Source organism: Longitalea luteola (assembly GCF_017356035.1).
GTDB classification, from domain to species: domain Bacteria; phylum Bacteroidota; class Bacteroidia; order Chitinophagales; family Chitinophagaceae; genus Niastella; species Niastella luteola.
Genome location: NZ_JAFIQX010000009.1, coordinates 149292 through 167853, shown reverse-complemented (window position 1 = coordinate 167853; position 18562 = coordinate 149292). Strand labels below are relative to the sequence as shown.

Annotated in this window: 14 protein-coding genes; 12 read left to right on the top strand and 2 right to left on the bottom strand. The window is 45.8% G+C overall.

All coding sequences use genetic code 11. The annotated features are described in order from the left end of the window. The first annotated feature begins 102 nt into the window (after positions 1 to 102). The 7 genes from JUB15_RS20485 (at position 103) to JUB15_RS28650 (ending at position 11965) form a co-directional block, all read left to right on the top strand. Positions 103 to 2466: a GAF domain-containing protein gene (locus JUB15_RS20485; protein ID WP_207514515.1), complete on the top strand. Its 2364-nt coding sequence runs from the start codon at positions 103 to 105 to the stop codon at positions 2464 to 2466. Between the two features lie 192 nt (positions 2467 to 2658). Further along, positions 2659 to 3681 (top strand): lipid A deacylase LpxR family protein, encoded by a 1023-nt coding sequence (locus tag JUB15_RS20480; protein WP_207514514.1) that lies wholly within the window; start codon positions 2659 to 2661, stop codon positions 3679 to 3681. Positions 3682 to 3957: 276 nt separating this feature from the next. Beyond that, a complete protein-coding gene (locus tag JUB15_RS20475) occupies positions 3958 to 5181 on the top strand; it encodes an ROK family protein (protein WP_207514513.1) in 1224 nt (407 codons plus the stop codon). Positions 5182 to 5313: 132 nt separating this feature from the next. Continuing rightward, on the top strand, positions 5314 to 8646 hold the full coding sequence (locus JUB15_RS20470; RefSeq protein ID WP_242696444.1) for a SusC/RagA family TonB-linked outer membrane protein: 3333 nt from the start codon (positions 5314 to 5316) through the stop codon (positions 8644 to 8646). Between the two features lie 25 nt (positions 8647 to 8671). Then, positions 8672 to 10237 carry a SusD/RagB family nutrient-binding outer membrane lipoprotein gene (locus JUB15_RS20465; protein ID WP_207514512.1) on the top strand — a complete coding sequence of 522 codons (1566 nt, stop codon included), beginning with the start codon at positions 8672 to 8674 and terminating at the stop codon, positions 10235 to 10237. A 242-nt stretch (positions 10238 to 10479) separates the two neighbouring features. Then, positions 10480 to 11844: a DNA recombination protein RmuC gene (locus JUB15_RS20460; protein WP_207514511.1), complete on the top strand. Its 1365-nt coding sequence runs from the start codon at positions 10480 to 10482 to the stop codon at positions 11842 to 11844. Beyond that, positions 11834 to 11965, top strand: coding sequence for a hypothetical protein (locus JUB15_RS28650; RefSeq protein WP_255539657.1), 132 nt, complete (start codon positions 11834 to 11836; stop codon positions 11963 to 11965). The genes JUB15_RS20460 and JUB15_RS28650 overlap by 11 nt, the downstream gene beginning before the upstream one ends. On the opposite strand, the gene JUB15_RS20455 is transcribed toward JUB15_RS28650, so the two are convergent. Beyond that, positions 11952 to 12734 (bottom strand): DeoR/GlpR family DNA-binding transcription regulator, encoded by a 783-nt coding sequence (locus JUB15_RS20455; RefSeq protein ID WP_207514510.1) that lies wholly within the window; start codon positions 12732 to 12734, stop codon positions 11952 to 11954. The genes JUB15_RS28650 and JUB15_RS20455 overlap by 14 nt on opposite strands. A 457-nt stretch (positions 12735 to 13191) precedes the next feature. On the opposite strand from JUB15_RS20455, the gene JUB15_RS20450 reads away from it, so the two are divergent. The 4 genes from JUB15_RS20450 to JUB15_RS20435 all read left to right on the top strand — a co-directional run bounded on the left by JUB15_RS20450 (position 13192) and on the right by JUB15_RS20435 (position 16831). Next, entirely contained in the window at positions 13192 to 13653 is a 462-nt protein-coding gene (locus JUB15_RS20450) for a RidA family protein (protein WP_207514509.1), read from the top strand. Between the two features lie 54 nt (positions 13654 to 13707). After that, complete coding sequence (locus JUB15_RS20445) at positions 13708 to 14775, top strand: dipeptidase (protein ID WP_207514508.1); 1068 nt, start codon at positions 13708 to 13710, stop codon at positions 14773 to 14775. Between the two features lie 531 nt (positions 14776 to 15306). Beyond that, on the top strand, positions 15307 to 16392 hold the full coding sequence (locus JUB15_RS20440) for a glycosyltransferase (RefSeq protein ID WP_207514507.1): 1086 nt from the start codon (positions 15307 to 15309) through the stop codon (positions 16390 to 16392). 28 nt (positions 16393 to 16420) lie between these two features. Continuing rightward, positions 16421 to 16831 carry a hypothetical protein gene (locus tag JUB15_RS20435; RefSeq protein ID WP_207514506.1) on the top strand — a complete coding sequence of 137 codons (411 nt, stop codon included), beginning with the start codon at positions 16421 to 16423 and terminating at the stop codon, positions 16829 to 16831. A gap of 3 nt (positions 16832 to 16834) precedes the next feature. Here the strand turns inward: JUB15_RS20435 and JUB15_RS20430 are convergent, their stop codons facing one another. Beyond that, the gene (locus JUB15_RS20430; RefSeq protein ID WP_207514505.1) at positions 16835 to 17404 is read right to left on the bottom strand and encodes an RNA polymerase sigma factor; all 570 of its coding nucleotides are present in this window, start codon (positions 17402 to 17404) and stop codon (positions 16835 to 16837) included. A gap of 149 nt (positions 17405 to 17553) precedes the next feature. Between JUB15_RS20430 and JUB15_RS20425 the strand changes: the two genes are divergently transcribed. Continuing rightward, positions 17554 to 18549, top strand: a complete 996-nt coding sequence (locus tag JUB15_RS20425) for a FecR family protein (protein ID WP_207514504.1) — start codon at positions 17554 to 17556, stop codon at positions 18547 to 18549. Positions 18550 to 18562: the final 13 nt, after the last annotated feature.

Below are 18562 nucleotides of genomic sequence, written 5' to 3'. Positions count from 1 at the left end.
CTGCTTTTCAGTTGTGGCATTCTATTGGCGATAAAGTGTAATTGGCCACACCTGTTTATTGCAAAAAAAGGTGGGGCACACCTTGTAACAAAGGCTCTGTGTATGCAAACGATGACGATCAATATTAATGAGAAGTTCAAGCTGGATCACGTGGATACAGCTTTTTCGCTGCGCCCGTTCATTAACTTTTTAAGGAAGACGCTAAAGAATGATTCGTCATTAAAAGACAAACTCACCGCATTTTTGCTGGAAAAGATGGAGCAGTTTCCGGAACTGGAAGGAGATGTGCCCATCGAGAATATAGACAAATACCGCGACATCCTGGAGCTGATATTTGTAAGCATGTCAAATGTTACCGAAGATGAAACCCGTTTGCCCTGGGCGCTGGGTATGCCCTTGAGGCCCCAGTTTGTGTATGGTACCAGCGCTTTCTATAATTTGATGGTCGATGGCAAACACAAGAGGCTGAAGAAAGCAGTAACGCAGGGCGATGACAAAATGATGCGCACCCGCAACCTGCGCATAGCGTATTCGTTTATTCTCGAACGCCTGTATAATTTTTCGCCATTTCATAAAAATGAGATCATTCATACGTTTGTCGATGAAGATACCGGCCTGCTGAGGCATTTAAAGATCAATATCGACACCCGGTTCATTGAAGTTACGCCTGTTGGCGAACTGCCCAGTTTTGCTGCCATTTCCAACCATGGCCACCTCGATGAAGAACATGGCTTCGAGAAGCTGGAAAAGGTTTTGCCGTTAAGCATGTTCAGATTCAGGGGTATGTCGGTAGTGACCATAACCGACGAAACCGCAAAATACGCTGTAGAAACCATCAAGAATACGATCGTTACACGTCACCATCTATCGGAAAATGACTGCTATTGTGATGTTACCAAATCATTGAAAACACTGGTGCAAAACAATGCGATCGATTTTAATGTAACGCCCCTGTTCCGCATTAATGATAAACTGGTGCTGCCGCATATGCACGAGATCAAAAGCGTGTTGATAAAAGAAGATTGTGAGAGTGAAGCAGCACACAGCGCATACCGATCGTTTGCAGAGGAGTATATCCTCAATCCCCGGCCGCTTATTTATAAAACGATATCCAGCAAGGAAGCGAAGTTATACCCGTTTTTATCTACCTGTACCAGGAGCGGCATACAGTCGTTCATGGTGCTGCCGCTTTTCACCAATAATAAGATCTCGGGCATCCTGGAAATATACACGAAGGTGCCGGGAATACTCGATGAAAAAATACTGGCCATGCTGGAACCGGCTTTCCCGGTGCTGGAGCAACTGGTGCAGGTTTCCATCGACGATTTCAATGCGGCCATTGACAATGTGATAAAAGAAAAGTTCACTTCGTTGCAACCTGCCGTACAATGGAAATTCAACGAAGCGGCCTGGCATTACGTGCAGGAGATCGAAAGTAAAGGCAAAGGAAAAATAGAAACGATCGGGTTTGAGAATGTATATCCGTTGTATGGCGCCATCGATATCCGCAATTCAACGGTTGAACGTAATAAGGCCCAGTTTGCCGACCTGCAAATGCAGTTTGCCATTCTGATGGAAACCCTGCAGGAGGTTAAAAAGCATTACAACCTGGCATTGACCGATGAAATGATCTATAAATGCCGGAAATGGAAAAATACGCTGGACGAGAACCTGACACCCCATGGCGAAGTAAAGCTGACCGATTTCCTGGAAAAAGAAGCGGTGTCATTTCTGAAACATTTCAAGCTCACGCATCCCGGATCGGCCGGTATTGTAGAGAAATATTTTGAGGCCATCGAGGAAACAAAAGGCGTGGTATGGACGAACAGGCGTCAACTGGAAGAGTCGATGCAAATGGTGAATACGGCCGTGAACAACTACCTGGATCTGATGAAGGATGAATTGCAGTTGTCGTATCCCTGCTATTTTGAACGCTTCCGCACCGATGGGGTAGAATATGATATTTACATCGGGCAGTCGATAGCGCCGGAAAAGCCGTTCGATATACTTTATTTAAAGAATTTGCGCCTTTGGCAGATCTCTTCCATGGCGGCCATTGCAAAGATCACCCATGATATGCTGCCCAGGCTGTCGAAACCGTTGGAAACCACGCAGCTTATATTCATACATAGCAGCACGATCGATATCAGCTTCCGCAATGATGAACGGCGGTTTGATGCAGAAGGCGGGTATAATATCAGGTACCAGGTCATTAAGAAACGGATCGATAAAGTGCATGTGGCCAACACCAATGAACGGCTCACCCAGCCCGGAAAAATTGCGCTGGTGTATTTTAACCGCCGTGATGCCGATGAATATATCACCCATATTCAATACCTGCAGGAACAGGGAATATTATTGAATGACCTGGAATATCTTGACCTCGAAGAATTACAGGGAGTGTCGGGGTTAAAGGCGCTGCGCGTTGGTATCAACCTCGAACATGATTACAATCAGGCTTCCTGATAAAACCGGTAGCAGGTAATAAAATTTTAATAGACAAATTCCCGCAATAATTTCGCCTTCGATATAAGAACTACTATCTTCAATGGATCAGGAGTTGTCATTAGCAGGCATGAAAAGCTTACCGGAACAATATGGGCCGGCGGGCAACGTGTAATTACCGGTTAACCAATAAACAGGGCAGTAAAAGCAAGTATGGAGCGGGGGCGATTCTTTTTCCTGGCATTGTTAGCAATCAGTTTAGCAGGCGCTGCCAGCGGGCAGCAAACCTATCGCTATATGCTGCGGTTGTATGAAGACAATGACCTGTTCAATGTGGTAGGCGGCATTACTGACCGCGGCTATACGAATGGCACCCGGCTCGACTATTTCTTCCTGAAACCAAACCCATCCCGTTTTTTTCTCAACCGCATTATGCCTAAGGCCGGCGACAGCAGCGTTAACACCAATGGCTTTAGCCTAATGCAGGTGATCATCACGCCAAAAAACATTTTAAAGAGAATACCTGATAGAAATGATTATCCCTATTCAGGAGCCCTGTTTGCAACGCATACGTTACATTCCACAAATGCCCATAACAAATACAACTGGCAAACGGTAATTATGGCCGGTGTAATGGGGCCGCCCTCGCTGGCAAGGCAAACCCAGCAATTCAGCCATCGCCTGGTGGGTTACTTAAGGCCACGCGGCTGGGATTACCAGTTAAAGGCCGACCTGTTGCTGAATGTACAGGTGGCAGCCGAAAAACAGCTGGTTTCTATAAATAAAAGCGTCGAGGTCATCGGCGGGGCACGAGGCTATGCGGGTACAGCGATGAACGGACTGAGTGTTTACTCCCTCATCCGGTTTGGAAAAATGGAACCTTATTTTAATGGGTATCTCACGCAGTTTGCCACACCGAAAGGAGGGCAGCGGCGTCAGCAGCTTTATTTTATAGTAAAGCCGGCTGTTGAATGGATGCTGACCAATGCATTGATCGATGGAGGTGTTTTGAACGGGCATCATACAATAATACCTGAAGTGCCTGACGATCCGAATGATGATCAGCCGCCCATGGGCGACAGGGTGCGTAACAAGGTGGTAGCTAAATGTGATTATGGCGTCGTGCTTTCGCTGGGCCGGCTTTGCCTGTCCTTTACCCAGTCTTCCGCAACGCCCATAGTGAAAGGAACGGGCCGGAAAGACATGGCCAATATTTCGATAGTGTTTGCCTGGTAAACCACGTATGCCGGCTGCCAGCCGGCGGATGATATAATATTAAAGCCATCGCCTTCAGGCAGGTGGCTTTACCATTTTTAGCCCCTGATTAGCCGATATTTCCATTGAAAAAAGCCGAATGCTTTTCATGAAACAAGACGAGTTTGGAATTTTTCTAATCTGATTTTCAATAACCTAGCGATAGTAACAGAAAAAAGTTAAATACTTTTCTAAATTAATTAAAAAGATATTTTAACTTACCGTTAAATTTGAGAAAAGAACCTGCTATTGTCGCACATGGAAAAAAACTTATTGTATAAAAGGAGGATCGTTAAACACCTTTATTTTGGCAATATGCTTTCATGTGCCGATTTGAGCGACAAGATCCATAAAAGCATTCCCCTCACCACGAAAATGCTGGGGAAGTTAATGGAGGAGGGCATGGTGACAGAGACAGGTTATGCCGCTTCAACCGGTGGCCGCCGGCCGGTGATGTATTCATTGAAGCAGGATGTAATATATGTAGTATCGGTGGCCATGGACCAGTTGGTTACCCAGATTGCCATCCTGGACATGCAGAACAGGAACGTCAGCGACATCGAGCTGTTTGAGCTGCCGCTGACTAAAAATCCGAACGCACCTGCAGCACTCGCTGAAAAAATAAATGAGATAATCACCCGGTCGGGGATCCCGAAACATAAGATTGCCGGGGTGGGTATTGGCATGCCTGGTTTTGTAAATGCCGTAAAAGGCATCAACTACACTTTTCTGGAAACAGAGGGCTATACCATCAGCCAGTACATTTCTGCCAAAGTTAAATTACCGGTGTTCATTGATAACGACTCGCGCCTGATCGCATTGGCCGAACTGAAGTTCGGCGCGGCCAGGAACAGGAAGAATGCGCTGGTGATCAACGTAGGCTGGGGGGTAGGGTTAGGAATGATCCTTGAAGGCGAGCTGTTCAGAGGGCATGATGGATTTGCCGGTGAGTTCAGCCATATACCGCTTTTCCTGAACAACAAATTATGCAGTTGCGGTAAAAGCGGTTGTCTTGAAACGGAAACCTCGCTGCTGATCGTGATCGAAAAAGCCAGCAATGGATTGAAAAGCGGAAAACTGTCGATGCTTAATGAAAAGGAGCTGGCGGCAGATCATCCGGAAAAAGCTTTTCAGAACATTGTAGCGGCGGCAGGCAAGGGCGACAAGTTTGCGGTTGAGATCTTATCCGAAGCCGGTTACAATATTGGAAGAGGGGTTGCCATCCTGATCCATCTATTGAATCCTGAAGCAGTGATCCTGAGCGGCCGTGGATCATCGGCTGGCAAAATATGGCAGGCGCCCATTCAGCAGGCATTGAATGAACATTGTATTCCCCGCTTATCCGTGAATACAGAAATTGAAGTATCGGCCCTGGGATTCAAAGCAGAGCTTACGGGCGCTGCGGCACTTGTTATGGAAAATTATGAAAAAGAAGAAACGAAAAGCTTGATCTATGAAAACAAACCTGATGTATATATCTAATCTCCTTCCTGCCTTATCTGTTTACCTTATTTGAAGACCGTTCTTGTAAAACCGGAAGCATTCCGCTTTTAATATCCAATATCTGCTACATAAGAATTACAAACTTTTTATTTGACAATCAAACAAACTGCTATGACGAAAGCAACAATCCGATTACTTATGATCGTGCTTGCTGGTATCTGGAGCCTTACAGGTACTGCGCAGGAAAAAAAGGTAGTAGCGGGCGTAGTGAAAGACAGCACCGGTAATGCATTACCGGGCGTATCTGTTTCAGAAAAAGGTACTTCCACTACTACTGTAACCGACCTCAATGGTTCTTTCAGGATCCAGGTTTCTACTAACAACCCGGTCCTTGTTTTTTCTTCCGTTGGATTTAACAAAAAAGAAGTTTCTGTAGGTGACCAGAGTTCGGTCACCGTTAGCCTTTCAGGCGAGATCACCAGCCTCGAAGGCGTGGTAGTAACTGCGTTGGGTATTAAAAAAGATCAGCGCAAATTAGGTTACGCTTCTACCCAGGTAATGGGTAAAGACATTGTACAGTCGGCACCTACCAACTTTGCCTCAGCATTATATGGTAAGGCGCCCGGTGTGGCTATTACCACCAACCCCGGCGGAGCCACCAGTGCCGTAGGTATTCAGATCAGGGGTTTGAGCTCTATCAACGGCCAGGGACAGCCACTGCTGGTTGTAGACGGTGTGGTAACCCGTAACGGCGGTGCTAACAATGAAGGCTTCTGGAACGGTAACCAGCGCCTGAATGGTAATGGTTTGCTCGACATCAACCCCGAGAATATTGAAAGCATCAACATTTTAAAAGGTGCAGCCGCTTCTGCCCTGTATGGTTCCGACGCCAACTTTGGTGTTATCGTTATTACCACCAAAAATGGTAAAGGCCGCAAAGGTTTAGGTGTTGATCTGAACCTGAGCGCCAATATGGAGCAGGTATCAGTAACACCCGATCTGCAAAGCGAGTTCGGTCCGGGTTACGACCGCGCAACCAATATGTCATCATTTGGCGCCGGCGACGATGGCTGGATCAGAACAAAAGTGAATGGTCAGGACGTAAAATATCCGATTTTCAGAGCATGGGCCCAGTTCGGTCCGAAAGTAGACGGCAGCGACGTTTACTGGTGGGATGGCCAGATGCGCACCTATAAATCTCAACCTAATAACTGGAAGGAGTTTTACCGCACGGGTCATAGCGAGGTGGCCAATATAGCGCTTAACAACTCTAATGATAAAATGAGCTACCGTTTTTCGTATACCCGAAATGATTACAAGGGTATACAGATCGGCGGTAAACAGGAAAAGAACACGTTTAATTTCAACTCCACTTACAAGATCACGCCAAAATTGTCATTGGACCTGGTGGCCAACTATATCAATGAAAAAGTGCATAACAGGCCCCGCCAGTTGTACTATGTAACCAATAACTATGGCGGCTTCTTCAGCCCGATTGATTATATGGATGTATACTTTAACAAGTATAAGACCAGCAGGGGATATAAGTGGGTTGACTGGAACTCAAACAACGACCTCGAAGAGCGTTTAAGATATAACATCCGGGCGAAAGACTTCCTCGACTTTTTATGGAACCAGCTGGCCAATAATTTCGACGAAACCACCAACCGTTTCATCGTATCGGCAACCGCCAGCTATAACATCGCAAAAGGTTTGAATTTCCGTGGCCGTTATGGAACGGATTATACCGGCTATTTTGCTGAAACAAAAGAGCGTACCACGCAACCCGTTGCCTATGGTACCACCGGCCGCTATGCTACCAATACGAACAGACTGGTATTTAATTATGGCGACGTATTGTTATCATATGACCGCCAGATAATACCTGACCTGAAAGCCACTGTATCGGTGGGTTACCAGGCACGCCGCGAAGAATATCGCTATAATGAAGCTTCTACAAGAGATGGTTTAACCCAGGATACCTGGTTCAGCCTGAGTGCTTCCAGCAGCGACCCAACCGGTAAGGTTACTACCACCAGACTGGTAAAAGATGGTGCATTCGGTATTTTGAACCTGGAATTCAAAGATTTCCTGTTCCTGGAAGGAACGCTGAGAAGAGAGCGCAGTTCATCACTGTTGCCGGGTAAGAACACGTTCTACTATCCTGGTGTAAGTGGTGCATTTGAACTGAGCAATGCATTTCAGTTACCGGTTGAAATTACCTACAGTAAGTTAAGAGCATCATGGGGTGTTGTGGGTAATCCGCCCGGCGCCTATGTAGGCAATATGATCTATTATTCAAATCCTCCCGGTAACGTTGAGGGCGTTCCCATCCTGTATCCGCAAACCTCCAATTTTGGTAACAGGGAGTTGAAGAATGAAACGAAGAATGAAATTGAGTTTGGCTGGGAGAACAGGTTCCTGAACAACCGCGCCGGTTTTGATATCACTTATTACAACAGTAAAATAAAAGACCAGATCATTTCGCTGACATTACCAGCAACGGTAGGTGCTACCAGCCAGTATGTGAATGTAGGCACCATGCGTAATTATGGCGTTGAATTAGGTATCTATGGTACACCTGTGAAAATAAAAGATTTTGCATGGGATACCCGCCTGAACCTGGCATTTAACCGTAACGAGGTTGTTTCGCTGATGCCAGGCCTTGAAAGACTGCAATCAGCCAGTATCGACAACAATGCCTTGCTCGTGATCTCCAGGCCCGGTCAGGCTGCCGGCGACCTCTTCGCTTATGCAAGAAAACGCGATGCGAATGGCAATTTGATTGTTAATGCCGACGGTTATTATGATGTGAACTACGATGAGCAGGTAAAAGTAGGTAACCTGCAACCCAAAGCTGTAGGTGGTTTCATCAACAACTTCACGTACAAAAATTTCAACCTGAATGTGGTAGTTGACTTCCGTTTTGGTGGTCAGATCGTTTCGCAGGCTAACCTGTTCGGAAAAGGCGCCGGTATGTTCAAGAGCACGCTGTTCGGCCGTGATACAGAACATGGTGGTCTGTCGTATTATACTAATGCCAGCGGCGACAATATCCAGGTGGCCAACAATGTGGCTACAGGTCCTGGTGGTGAAAAAGTTTACCATGACGGTATTATCCTGAAAGGGGTTACCGAAGATGGTAAAGAGAACACCAAAATAATTGACGCGCCGAACTATTACATCAATTCTTATTACTGGGGTTCAGGACCAGGCGCGGGTAATTATTCCAGCTATTCCGATGCGGTGTTTGATAACGATTTTATCAAAATGCGTGAGGTAACCCTGGCTTATAACCTGCCTAAAAAAGTGGCCGGCTTCATAAAGGCGCAGAACATGACTTTATCTGTGTACGGAAGAAACCTGTTTTATTTCCACAAAACACTGCCTAACTATGATCCGGAAGAAGGCGTTGGTACCGACTGGCTTTCTCAGGGTACAACAGCAGGGCAGGGTACTGCAGCTACGCGTTCAATCGGCGGCAGTCTGAGGGTTACATTCTAAACACATTAGTTAAACATCGACAATTATGAAAAAACTTATTATAGCTCCGTTTTTTATAATCGCGGCAGGTTTACTGGGAACGGGTTGTAAAAAATCTGAAATTGAAAGCAATTATTATGATCCCAATGGCTCTGTGACTGCCACAGTTCCGAGTTTATATTCAGGATTATTGTTCAATGAAAGAGTAATGCCTAAATATTGGGGCCTGTACACCTTACAGATCCCGGTTATAGGTACGTACAGCCAGACCAATGGATATAACCTGGCTAATAAAGTATACGAACAACCGGTGAACTACACCAAAGATCGCTGGGATTATTTTTATACCAATACCATTGCGCGGTACCGTGAGATCGAGAAATATTATGGCAACCTTACATCAGATGCCGATAAAGCAGGTTACCTGATGTTTATGGAAACCGCCCGGATCTTTGTGTACGACCAAACGGCACAAATGGTGGATATGTGGGGTGATATCCCCTTCTCAACAGCCGGTCAGTTGAATACAACCGGAAATATCATCCTGGCGTCTTATGATAAAGGAGAAGAGATCTATACCAAGATCCTGACCGATCTGAAGCGTATTTCCGATTACCTGTCTACGTTAACGCCGGATCCATATTATCAGAATCAATTGAATTCCGTTGATTACATGAACAAGGGTTCGCTGATCAAATGGCGGAAATATTGCAATTCCCTGATCCTGCGTTTGGCCATGCGTATCTCTTATAAGAATGAAGCTACTGCCAAAGCAATGATCCAGGAGATCCTGGGCAATGCAACGAAATACCCGGTAATAAATAATTATACTGAAAGTATCACCATTACCCCTTCGAGCACTACCAGTAAGCTTACCGCTGAAAAGGACATAAGAGAAGGTTTTGCTGTGAATCCTTTTGCGCCCGGTAAAATGGTGAATGACATTATGGATCCGGCCGATGATCCGCGCCTGCCTATTTACTTTTCAACCAACAAGAATGGTGAATACCGTGGTGTTCCTAATACCTGGAACGCTACCCGCGTGCAGGATTCTGTAAGGAGCAACTATTTCTCCCGTTGGGATTCAACCACCTTCAGCGAGAACAATGTATTCCCCGGTATTGTATTCACTGCTGCTGAAGCCTATTTCCTGAAGGCAGAGGCGTATGAAAGATGGGGTGGTGGAACAGCTAAAACAGCTTATGATGAAGGTGTTAAACAATCCGTTCTGTTTTATTGGAGTGTAAATAACAGCAGTAAGGTGAAGGGCGACGCTACTTATGGCAGGAAAGAAGACAGGCCTACTGACCTGGCGATTGCCACATACCTGTTACACCCGTTGGTAGCATACGGTACAAATAACCTCGAAAAGATCGCTACGCAGAAATGGATAGATTTCGGTGTTATCCAGGCGCACCAGGCATGGGCCGAATACCGCCGTACCAAATTCCCTGTATTGAATTTCCCGAACGATGTGTCATCTGTGTTGGCACCGCAGCCTCCTAACCGGTTCTTGTATCCCGGTACAGAGAGCACGCTGAATGCAGCCAACTATGCAGCGGTGAAATCGATGGATAATATAAGCACGAAAGTGTTCTGGGATGTAAAATAGTTAATATTAAGTGTTGAGAGTTATAGCCCCGGTATTCATATCGGGGCTTTTTTATTCCGAAGCCGGAGGCCCGAGATCAGAAGTCGGATGATTTTCAACATTCCGGTTCTCCGACGAAGATTATCAGGCTGCTGAGTTCAACCGGGTCGTATGGATAAATGTATTTTCTGACTTCCTGCCTCTGACTTCTGAATTCGTTTTTTCTGCCCAATTGCTTAAATTGACCCATCAATACCGTTGACATGGAAACTGTTTTAATTATCCTATTGGTGGGTGTTTTACTGGTAAGTTTCATAACGATGATCTTTGCCTGGAAAGGCGCAGCGTCGCGAAACAATACCGACTGGCTGGCGGTGAAGTACAAGCTGGAAAATATGGCGGCGGAGCTTACCCGTATTGAAGCGGCAGTAAAACAGGAGATGGTGACCAACCGGCAGGAATCGGGCGACAATACCCAACGGATACGCGCTGAGCTGGCTGCATCCATCAAAAATTTTGGCGAGCTCATTCACCAGACCATGGCCAATGCCAGTACGGTGCAAAAAGATAATTTCCTTGCCTTATTGAATAAACAAAGCGAACAGAACAATGCAACATCTGCCCGGCTCGACCAGATGCGGGAAACGCTGGAAAAGAAAATGGCCGACCTGCAAACCGGCAACGAACGCAAGCTCGATGAAATGCGCGCAACCGTTGATGAGAAATTGCAAAAAACACTGGAAGCCCGCCTGGGCGAATCATTTAAACTGGTGAGCGAACGGCTTGAAGCCGTGCATAAGGGACTGGGTGATATGCAGCAGCTGGCTACCGGTGTGGGCGATCTGAAACGGGTGCTTACCAATGTAAAAGCAAGAGGCGTACTTGGTGAATACCAGTTGGAAAGCATCCTGGAACAGGTTCTCACCATTGATCAATACGGGCGGAATGTTAAAACAAAAGAAGGTTCCAATGCGCTGGTCGAATTCGCCATAAAATTGCCGGGCCGCGGCGATAAGGAAAAATCCGTATGGCTGCCCGTTGATTCTAAATTTCCCAAAGAAGATTTTGAAGCGCTGATGGATGCATACGATCAGGCATTGCCTGACCTGATCGAGGAATACCGCAAAAGTTTTGTGAAAGGCATCCGGAAATGCGCCCTGGATATCAGCAGTAAATATGTAGATCCCCCCAATACAACAGATTTCGCTATCCTGTTCCTGCCATTCGAAAGTTTGTATGCTGAAGTATTGCGTACGCCGGGTTTGTTCGAATCCATTCAACGCGAGTATAAGATCGTTATAACAGGCCCTACCACTTTATCGGCTTTGCTTAACAGTTTGCAGATGGGTTTCAGAACGCTGGCGATTGAAAAACGGTCGGGCGAAGTATGGCAATTGCTGGGAGCGGTAAAAACAGAGTTTGGCAATTTTGGTGGCATCTTGGAGAAAACGCAAAAGAAATTGCAGGAGGCCAGTAATGTAATTGAACAGGCTGGCGTGCGGTCGAGGGCTATTGAAAAGAAATTGCGTGCCGTTCAGGAGTTGCCGCGCGAAGATGCCGCTGCATTGATCGGAAAAACCGATCCGCTGAAGCTGGATGAGAGGGAAGAAAATGAACATGAAGAATAGGGATCAGTTACCACTTGCCGGTTGCCAGTTACCGGAGATACAGCTGCATGTTGGGGTTGCAGGACAGTTGAGCCCCGGCAACAGGAACGTGGTAACCGGTAACAGTATTATAAAAGCGTAAGATTTTTGGCTTTGTAAGCCTGCAGCTCATTGCTGTCGGGCGGAAGCTCTGTAATTAAATAATCGATCTCATTCACATCGGCAATTTTCATTTGCATGGCCGAATTCATTTTTTCAGAAATGGTAAGCACGGCTACTTTTTCAGCTGCATTGATCATCGCTTTCTTAACCTGGATGGTTTCCCAGTCAGAATCGGTAAGCCCACTGTTGGCATCGATGGCATTGATACCTAAAATGCAAAGATCTGCTTTGATATTGCTAAGGTATTGAAACACTTCGCCGCTTACTGTCATTTGACTGTAGGTAGAAATTTGTCCACCGATCATGATGGTCTTGATCATCGGTTTATCAAGCAGTTCAACAGCGGTAAGTACGTTAACGGTAATAAAAGTAGCTTTTAAGGTAGTGGGTATTTTTTTAATGAACTCCCTGATGGTGGTGCCCCCGCCGATCAGTACGATCATATCGTCTTTCAACAGCTGCAGGGTTTTCTCGGCAATGATCTCTTTGTTTTGTTGCGAGTAAGTTTGTGATTCATGACCTATATGGTAGGCAGCCGACATCACGCCTCCTTTAATCCGGATAACCTGTCCTTCCTCGGCCAGTTCGTTTACATCCCGGCGAATGGTATCTTCCGAGACATCGATCAGCTTTACCAGGTCGGTGAACATTAAACGCGTATGGATATTCACTTGTTTGGCGATCAGTTTTTTTCTTTCCTTTTTCTGTAAGGCAATCGGCGCCGGTGTGTTTGGGTTGTTATTTGCCATAAAGGTGTTGAAACGTTATTTGGATCAGGTTCCCTTTCCAATGGACAAAATTCAATATTTAGTGCGAAAAGCCCATGCAATATTTTCATTATGGTATAAAGCGAAACAAAACTTTATCCTGGGCCTTGTAGTTTACCACAGGATGTAATGCCCTTGATATTGCAAATAATTCGCAATCCATGAGGTGTGTCCTGTATGGCTCAAAAACCACGGAATTGCAGGTGAGTAATTGGTTTACAGGAACAAATGGCCTGTTCTTATGACAGTGTATTTGCGCCACGAGAAGTGTAATTGCAAATAATTCGCAAAAAGAACTTTAAGTTTGGTAATTTGAGGCAGATTTCACACTAATAAGCCTGGCCGGGTGATGGAATGATCCCAGCTGTAACCGCAACGGCCGGCGCTGAATTCTAAAGTTATACCGTACGTTAAAAAAGTAAATATCAAATCAAACGAAATGAACGCTGAAGAAAGATTCAACCGACTTGGACTGAGGTTACCACCCGCCCCTGCACCCCTGGGCGTATACAAGCCTTACCTGATCGATGGAAAATACTTGTATTTATCGGGGCATGGGCCTGTTCGGGAAGATAAGACGCTGATCATTGGCCGTATTGGCCGTGAGCTGGATCTTGAAGAAGGAAAGCTGGCTGCCCGGCAGGTTGGCCTTACTATGTTGTCAACCATCTGCACCCATATAGGCAGTTTAAATAAAATAAAACGGGTGATCAAAATCTTGGGAATGGTTAATTGTACGCCCGACTTTGAACGGCATCCTTATGTAATCAACGGTTGCAGTGAATTATTTGCAGCCGTATGGGGTGAGGAGAATGGTGTAGGTGTTCGCAGCGCCGTTGGCTTCGGTTCTCTCCCAGATAATATCCCGGTAGAAATAGAAGCTATGTTCGAATTGGTTTGACAGGAATAAAATGGAAAGCTTAAAAAAAATCCCCTTTCCCAGGGGAGTGAGTATATGTTTACGATAGACGCACACCTTGATCTGAGCATGAACGCCATGGAGTGGAACCGCGACCTGCGGCAGCCCGTTATGGAGATCCGTAAACGCGAAGCGGGACTAACTGATAAACCAGATCGAGCCAAAGGGACGGTGGCTTTGCCTGAATTAAGGCAGGGCAATATCGGGTTGGTAGTGGCCACACAGATCGCGCGTTTTGTGACGCCGGATAGTCCCCTGCCCGGCTGGCATTCGCCTGAGCAGGCCTGGGCGCAAACACAGGGGCAACTGGCCTGGTACAAAGCCATGGAAGCCGCCGGCGAAATGGTGATGATAAAAACAAAAAGCGAACTTGAGCACCATGTGGCCCTCTGGCTTGATGGAACGCCGAATGACAATAAACCCATTGGTTATATTTTAAGCCTGGAAGGGGCCGACTCCCTGGTTACCCTCAAACAGCTGGAAACTGCTTATGAATATGGGCTCCGCGCTGTTGGTCCGGCTCATTATGGACCGGGCCGTTACGCCAACGGAACGGATGCCACGGGAAAACTGCAGGCGGCGGGCAGGGAATTGCTGCGGGAAATGGGGCGCCTCAATATGATCCTTGATGCCACGCATCTGTGTGACGATGCTTTTTGGGATGCGCTGGAGGTTTTTACCGGACCGGTTTGGGCAAGCCATAATAATTGCCGGGCGCTGGTAAATCATAACCGCCAGTTCAGTGATGAAATGATCAGAGCGCTGATCGAAAGAGGCGCCGTGATCGGCGGGGCTTTGGATGCCTGGATGATGGTACCCAACTGGATACGCCAGCGATCAACCCCCGAAGGCATGGCCTGCAACCTGGACAAAATGATCGACCACCTCGATCATATTTGTCAACTGGCGGGCAACGCCCTGCATGTGGGCATCGGATCTGACCTGGATGGCGCTTTTGGCAAAGAACAATCACCTTATGACCTGGAAACCATCGCCGATCTGCAAAAGATCCCGGTCCTGCTGGCCAAACGGGGATACACACGCGCAGATATCGAGGGCGTCATGTATGGCAACTGGCTGCGCTTCCTTCGGGAGGTTTGGTAAGGGCGCAAACCATTAATGTTTAATGATCAAATATCAGTACGGGAGTATCATTAAACAAATGTGAATAATACAGCCAAATTAGCTTTCATTTAAATGTAGAAATATAAGGCCGGTATACATATTTACCGCTTATCATCTGGTAAATATGAATTCGGGATAAAAATAATAACCGCCTGGTTATAAATGATTTATTGCAAATTTTTGCGGTTGTGTGCCTTTTAAGGAAAGTTTTATGAACAATAGGCACAAAAATGGCTTATAGCAGCATGGCTGCCATTGCAGCGATCACAACACTGAACATCTATACCCTCCCCTTCAATCAGGGCCCTGGAAAGCCTTACACTGGTTTGTAGCAGCTTCCATGTTTAATTCAACAGCATTTGTGCATACGCGCTGGGTGGTATGTAACAGTAGAATTATTGTTATGAACCCAACGGCAAAAAGCAATGCGGCCGTACTATTAATAATTTTAAAAAAACACCATGGGCAAACTATACATTATAGTATTTAATTGATTTATAGAACATTTATATGAAGATCGTACATGTAGTGGAGCCTTTTGCTTCTGGAATAGCGGCGTTTGTTCAATCGATCGTACAAAACCTGCGTGACGATTATCATATCGTCATTCATGGCGAACGGGAGTATGTAATGAGTTCTTCGGAAATAATAAAGTATTTTCCGGATGATAATGTACAGTTTATCCGATGGCGTTCAGCTCAACGGAATATCAGCCTGGTAAAGGACACAGCCGCCCTGCTGGAGTTATGCCAGTTGTTGCGGAACCTGAAAGAGCGCCAAATGGTGGATGCCGTGCACCTGCATTCGTCAAAAAGTGGTTTCCTTGGCCGCCTGGCCTGCCGCCTTATGAATATCTCCAATGTGATCTATACCCCCAACGGGGCGCCCTTCCTGTTAAGTAATTTCAATGCTATTAATGTACTGTATAAACTGTTCGAAAAGCTGGGATCGTCTTTTGGCGGTAAAGTGGTCTGCAGTTCACAGTCAGAACGCGAGGCCTATCGAAGATTAGGCATCAAGGCGTTAAGTATTAATAACGGCATTGCTGTGAATGAAAGCCACAGTAGCGACGATCTGCCGCTTCCATCGGCCAAATTCCGCATAATTACCAGCGCCCGCATTGTACCGCAAAAGAATCCGGCTTTGTTCAATGCCATAGCTACCTATTTTAAGGATTTTGATCAGTTCGAGTTTATATGGGTGGGCGACGGCGAAGAACGGCACAGGCTCACCTCGCCCAATATAACCATAACAGGCTGGCTTAAGCAGCGGGAAGTACTGCAGCTGCTCAATGGCGCCAACTTGTATTTATCAACCTCCCAATACGAAGGTCTTTCATTTTCGGTGCTGGAAGCATTGTCGCTTCGCAAAACGGTTTTGTTGAGGGACTGCGTTGGCAACAGGGACCTGGTGAAAAAAGGGCTGAACGGGGACCTGTTCACCAATGCCCAGGAAGCGATCGTTAAAATATTTCAGTATTATAATAATCCGGCTATGTTACGGGTCATGGGAGAGTATTCCGGCTGGCTTTGTCATAAAGAATTTAATGTAGATGCAACGTGTTCGCTGTATCGGAGTCTCTATGAAAGGGTATAAAAGTGATAAGCATAAATATAAAACCATTATGGAAATTTCTGTAAACGGGCTGAAAGGCTTAAATGAAGTGGCAAAAGGATTAGCTAATGGACATGCTATTACCGATCCATCGTATAAACACATTAACGACAAGCTGGAAGTGATCACCCAGTATCTGTTGCAGGAAATTGAGAACAAACAGCACACCATTGCAGAGCAACGGCATGAAATTGAACGATTAAAGCAGGAGATCAATCAAAGATCGGGCATGGTTGCAGACCTTGAAAAGCAATTAAGCCAGTGCGCTGAGCATACCGAAGGACACCGCCAGCTCATAAATAAATTATTGAACGATATAGGACACCTTCAAAAAGATGTTGACTGGTATAAAAGAACCTTCGAAAAAAGAAGTATTTGGGGCGTATTAAAAGACAAACTCTTTAAAAAGAAATCGCCATAATCATTAAAAGAGCAGGAAACAGAGCAGGGCCGCGGTTGTCAGCAGCTTTTTTAATGATTTTATAGACTGATACAGCAGGTTGCGGGCCGCCTGGTAATTAATATTCATTATTTCACTTACTTCTTCATAATTCAGTTCCTGATAGAACTTCAGGTAGATGATCTCCTTTTGCCGGTTCGACAGCTGGGCGAGGGCCTGCAGTACCCTGGCTGTTTTTTCGGCATCCTGCTCCCTGCCTACCAGCAGGGTTTCATGGCTTAATTCAAACAATGCATCACTGTGATTTTCATTGAACGGACCCGTGGTCTTTCTTTGGTGGGCCCGGTACAGCTTGTATTTAAGTGATTTGAACAGGTAAGCTTTTACCGATTGAACCTGCGTCTGGCTCTTGTTCTGCCATAATTCAGTGAATAGCTCCTGGATGCAGTCCTCCAGCACATCGCTGCTGCTGGTAAGCTTACTGCCATATTGAACCAGTGGTTCGTAGTAGCGGCGGAACAATAAAGCGAACGAATCGTGATCGCCTTTTTGATAGGCTTCCCATAATGCTATATCAGGCTGGTTGGATGTCAATGTATTATATAGCTACGCTAGTTTTGTGAGTATGAAACAGAAACAAATGTGAATTTAGGATATGTTTTATTTGAAAATCACAAAAAAGCGGAAAAATATGATTACAAAAAATGATTTTGCCGTACTAAATTTAGAGCGAAACCTATAATATGGATGTATCGTACAATACTGTTGAAGAATTACTGAGTGATGAGCGTTTTTTGGCGTGGTATTTTAGAACCGACCCACAGGCTGTAGAACAATGGAACAGCCGTATAGCCAACGACCCTGTGCAAAAAAAGCTGGTTGAGGAAGCTGTTCAGTTGCTTCAGGCCATTACCGTAAAAGAGCCCTCCGTTAATGAACAACGGATGCAATGGGCCGAACAAAGAATATTAAAAGCCACCGGCATGGCCGGCGAAGATGAGGCTGCGGGCCGGGTGGTTTCCATGAGGCGCCGCCGGATAAAATGGTGGGCCGCTGCTGCAATTATTTTCTTAACTTCAATGGTAATTTGGCAATATAGCCGCACACCCGGCAAACTCTCAATACAAACCGCCTATGGGGAAACCCGGCAGCAAGTATTACCCGACGGATCAGAGGTAATGCTGAATGCGAATACCACCCTTGACTACACGAAGTGGACGCCCGGAAAGGACCGCGAAGTGTGGGTAAACGGCGAAGCCTTTTTCCATGTAAAGAAAACAGCTCAAAAAGACAGGTTTATTGTACATACCGGCCATTTTGATGTGGTGGTAACCGGAACCCGGTTCAATGTAATTAACCGGAATAATAAAAGCAATGTCCTGCTGAAAGAAGGCAGCGTTATTGTTCAGCACAATGAACATAAAGTGACCATGCAACCGGGTGATTATGTTGAGTTCAATAACAGCGGTATTCAAAAGAAACTTATTAACAATGCGCCCGTGCTGGCGTGGACCGAGCACAAGTTGATATTTGAGAACACTCCTATGAAAGAGGTGGCTTCACTGGTAACCGAACTGTATGGAATAAAAGTTACCCTGGCCGATGAAGCAGTAGCTGCTTCATCAATTTCTGGCATCATGCCCAATGATAACCTCGATGTTTTTTTACAATCATTGGAAACCTTACCTGAATATGATGTGGTAAAATCGGAAAAAGAAATTCTGATCAGAAAGAAATAAAGACCAGGCAGGT

Bases quoted from the DNA above. Each gene is read 5' to 3' on its own strand.
- JUB15_RS20480 (WP_207514514.1), top strand. From the start codon at position 2,659: ATGGAGCGGGGGCGATTCTTTTTCCTGGCATTGTTAGCAATCAGTTTA.
- JUB15_RS20475 (WP_207514513.1), top strand. From the start codon at position 3,958: ATGGAAAAAAACTTATTGTATAAAAGGAGGATCGTTAAACACCTTTAT.
- JUB15_RS20470 (WP_242696444.1), top strand. From the start codon at position 5,314: ATGACGAAAGCAACAATCCGATTACTTATGATCGTGCTTGCTGGTATC.
- JUB15_RS20460 (WP_207514511.1), top strand. From the start codon at position 10,480: ATGGAAACTGTTTTAATTATCCTATTGGTGGGTGTTTTACTGGTAAGT.
- JUB15_RS20440 (WP_207514507.1), top strand. From the start codon at position 15,307: ATGAAGATCGTACATGTAGTGGAGCCTTTTGCTTCTGGAATAGCGGCG.
- JUB15_RS20445 (WP_207514508.1), top strand. From the start codon at position 13,708: ATGTTTACGATAGACGCACACCTTGATCTGAGCATGAACGCCATGGAG.
- JUB15_RS20435 (WP_207514506.1), top strand. From the start codon at position 16,421: ATGGAAATTTCTGTAAACGGGCTGAAAGGCTTAAATGAAGTGGCAAAA.
- JUB15_RS28650 (WP_255539657.1), top strand. From the start codon at position 11,834: ATGAAGAATAGGGATCAGTTACCACTTGCCGGTTGCCAGTTACCGGAG.
- JUB15_RS20465 (WP_207514512.1), top strand. From the start codon at position 8,672: ATGAAAAAACTTATTATAGCTCCGTTTTTTATAATCGCGGCAGGTTTA.
- JUB15_RS20455 (WP_207514510.1), bottom strand. From the start codon at position 12,734: ATGGCAAATAACAACCCAAACACACCGGCGCCGATTGCCTTACAGAAA.
- JUB15_RS20425 (WP_207514504.1), top strand. From the start codon at position 17,554: ATGGATGTATCGTACAATACTGTTGAAGAATTACTGAGTGATGAGCGT.
- JUB15_RS20485 (WP_207514515.1), top strand. From the start codon at position 103: ATGCAAACGATGACGATCAATATTAATGAGAAGTTCAAGCTGGATCAC.
- JUB15_RS20450 (WP_207514509.1), top strand. From the start codon at position 13,192: ATGAACGCTGAAGAAAGATTCAACCGACTTGGACTGAGGTTACCACCC.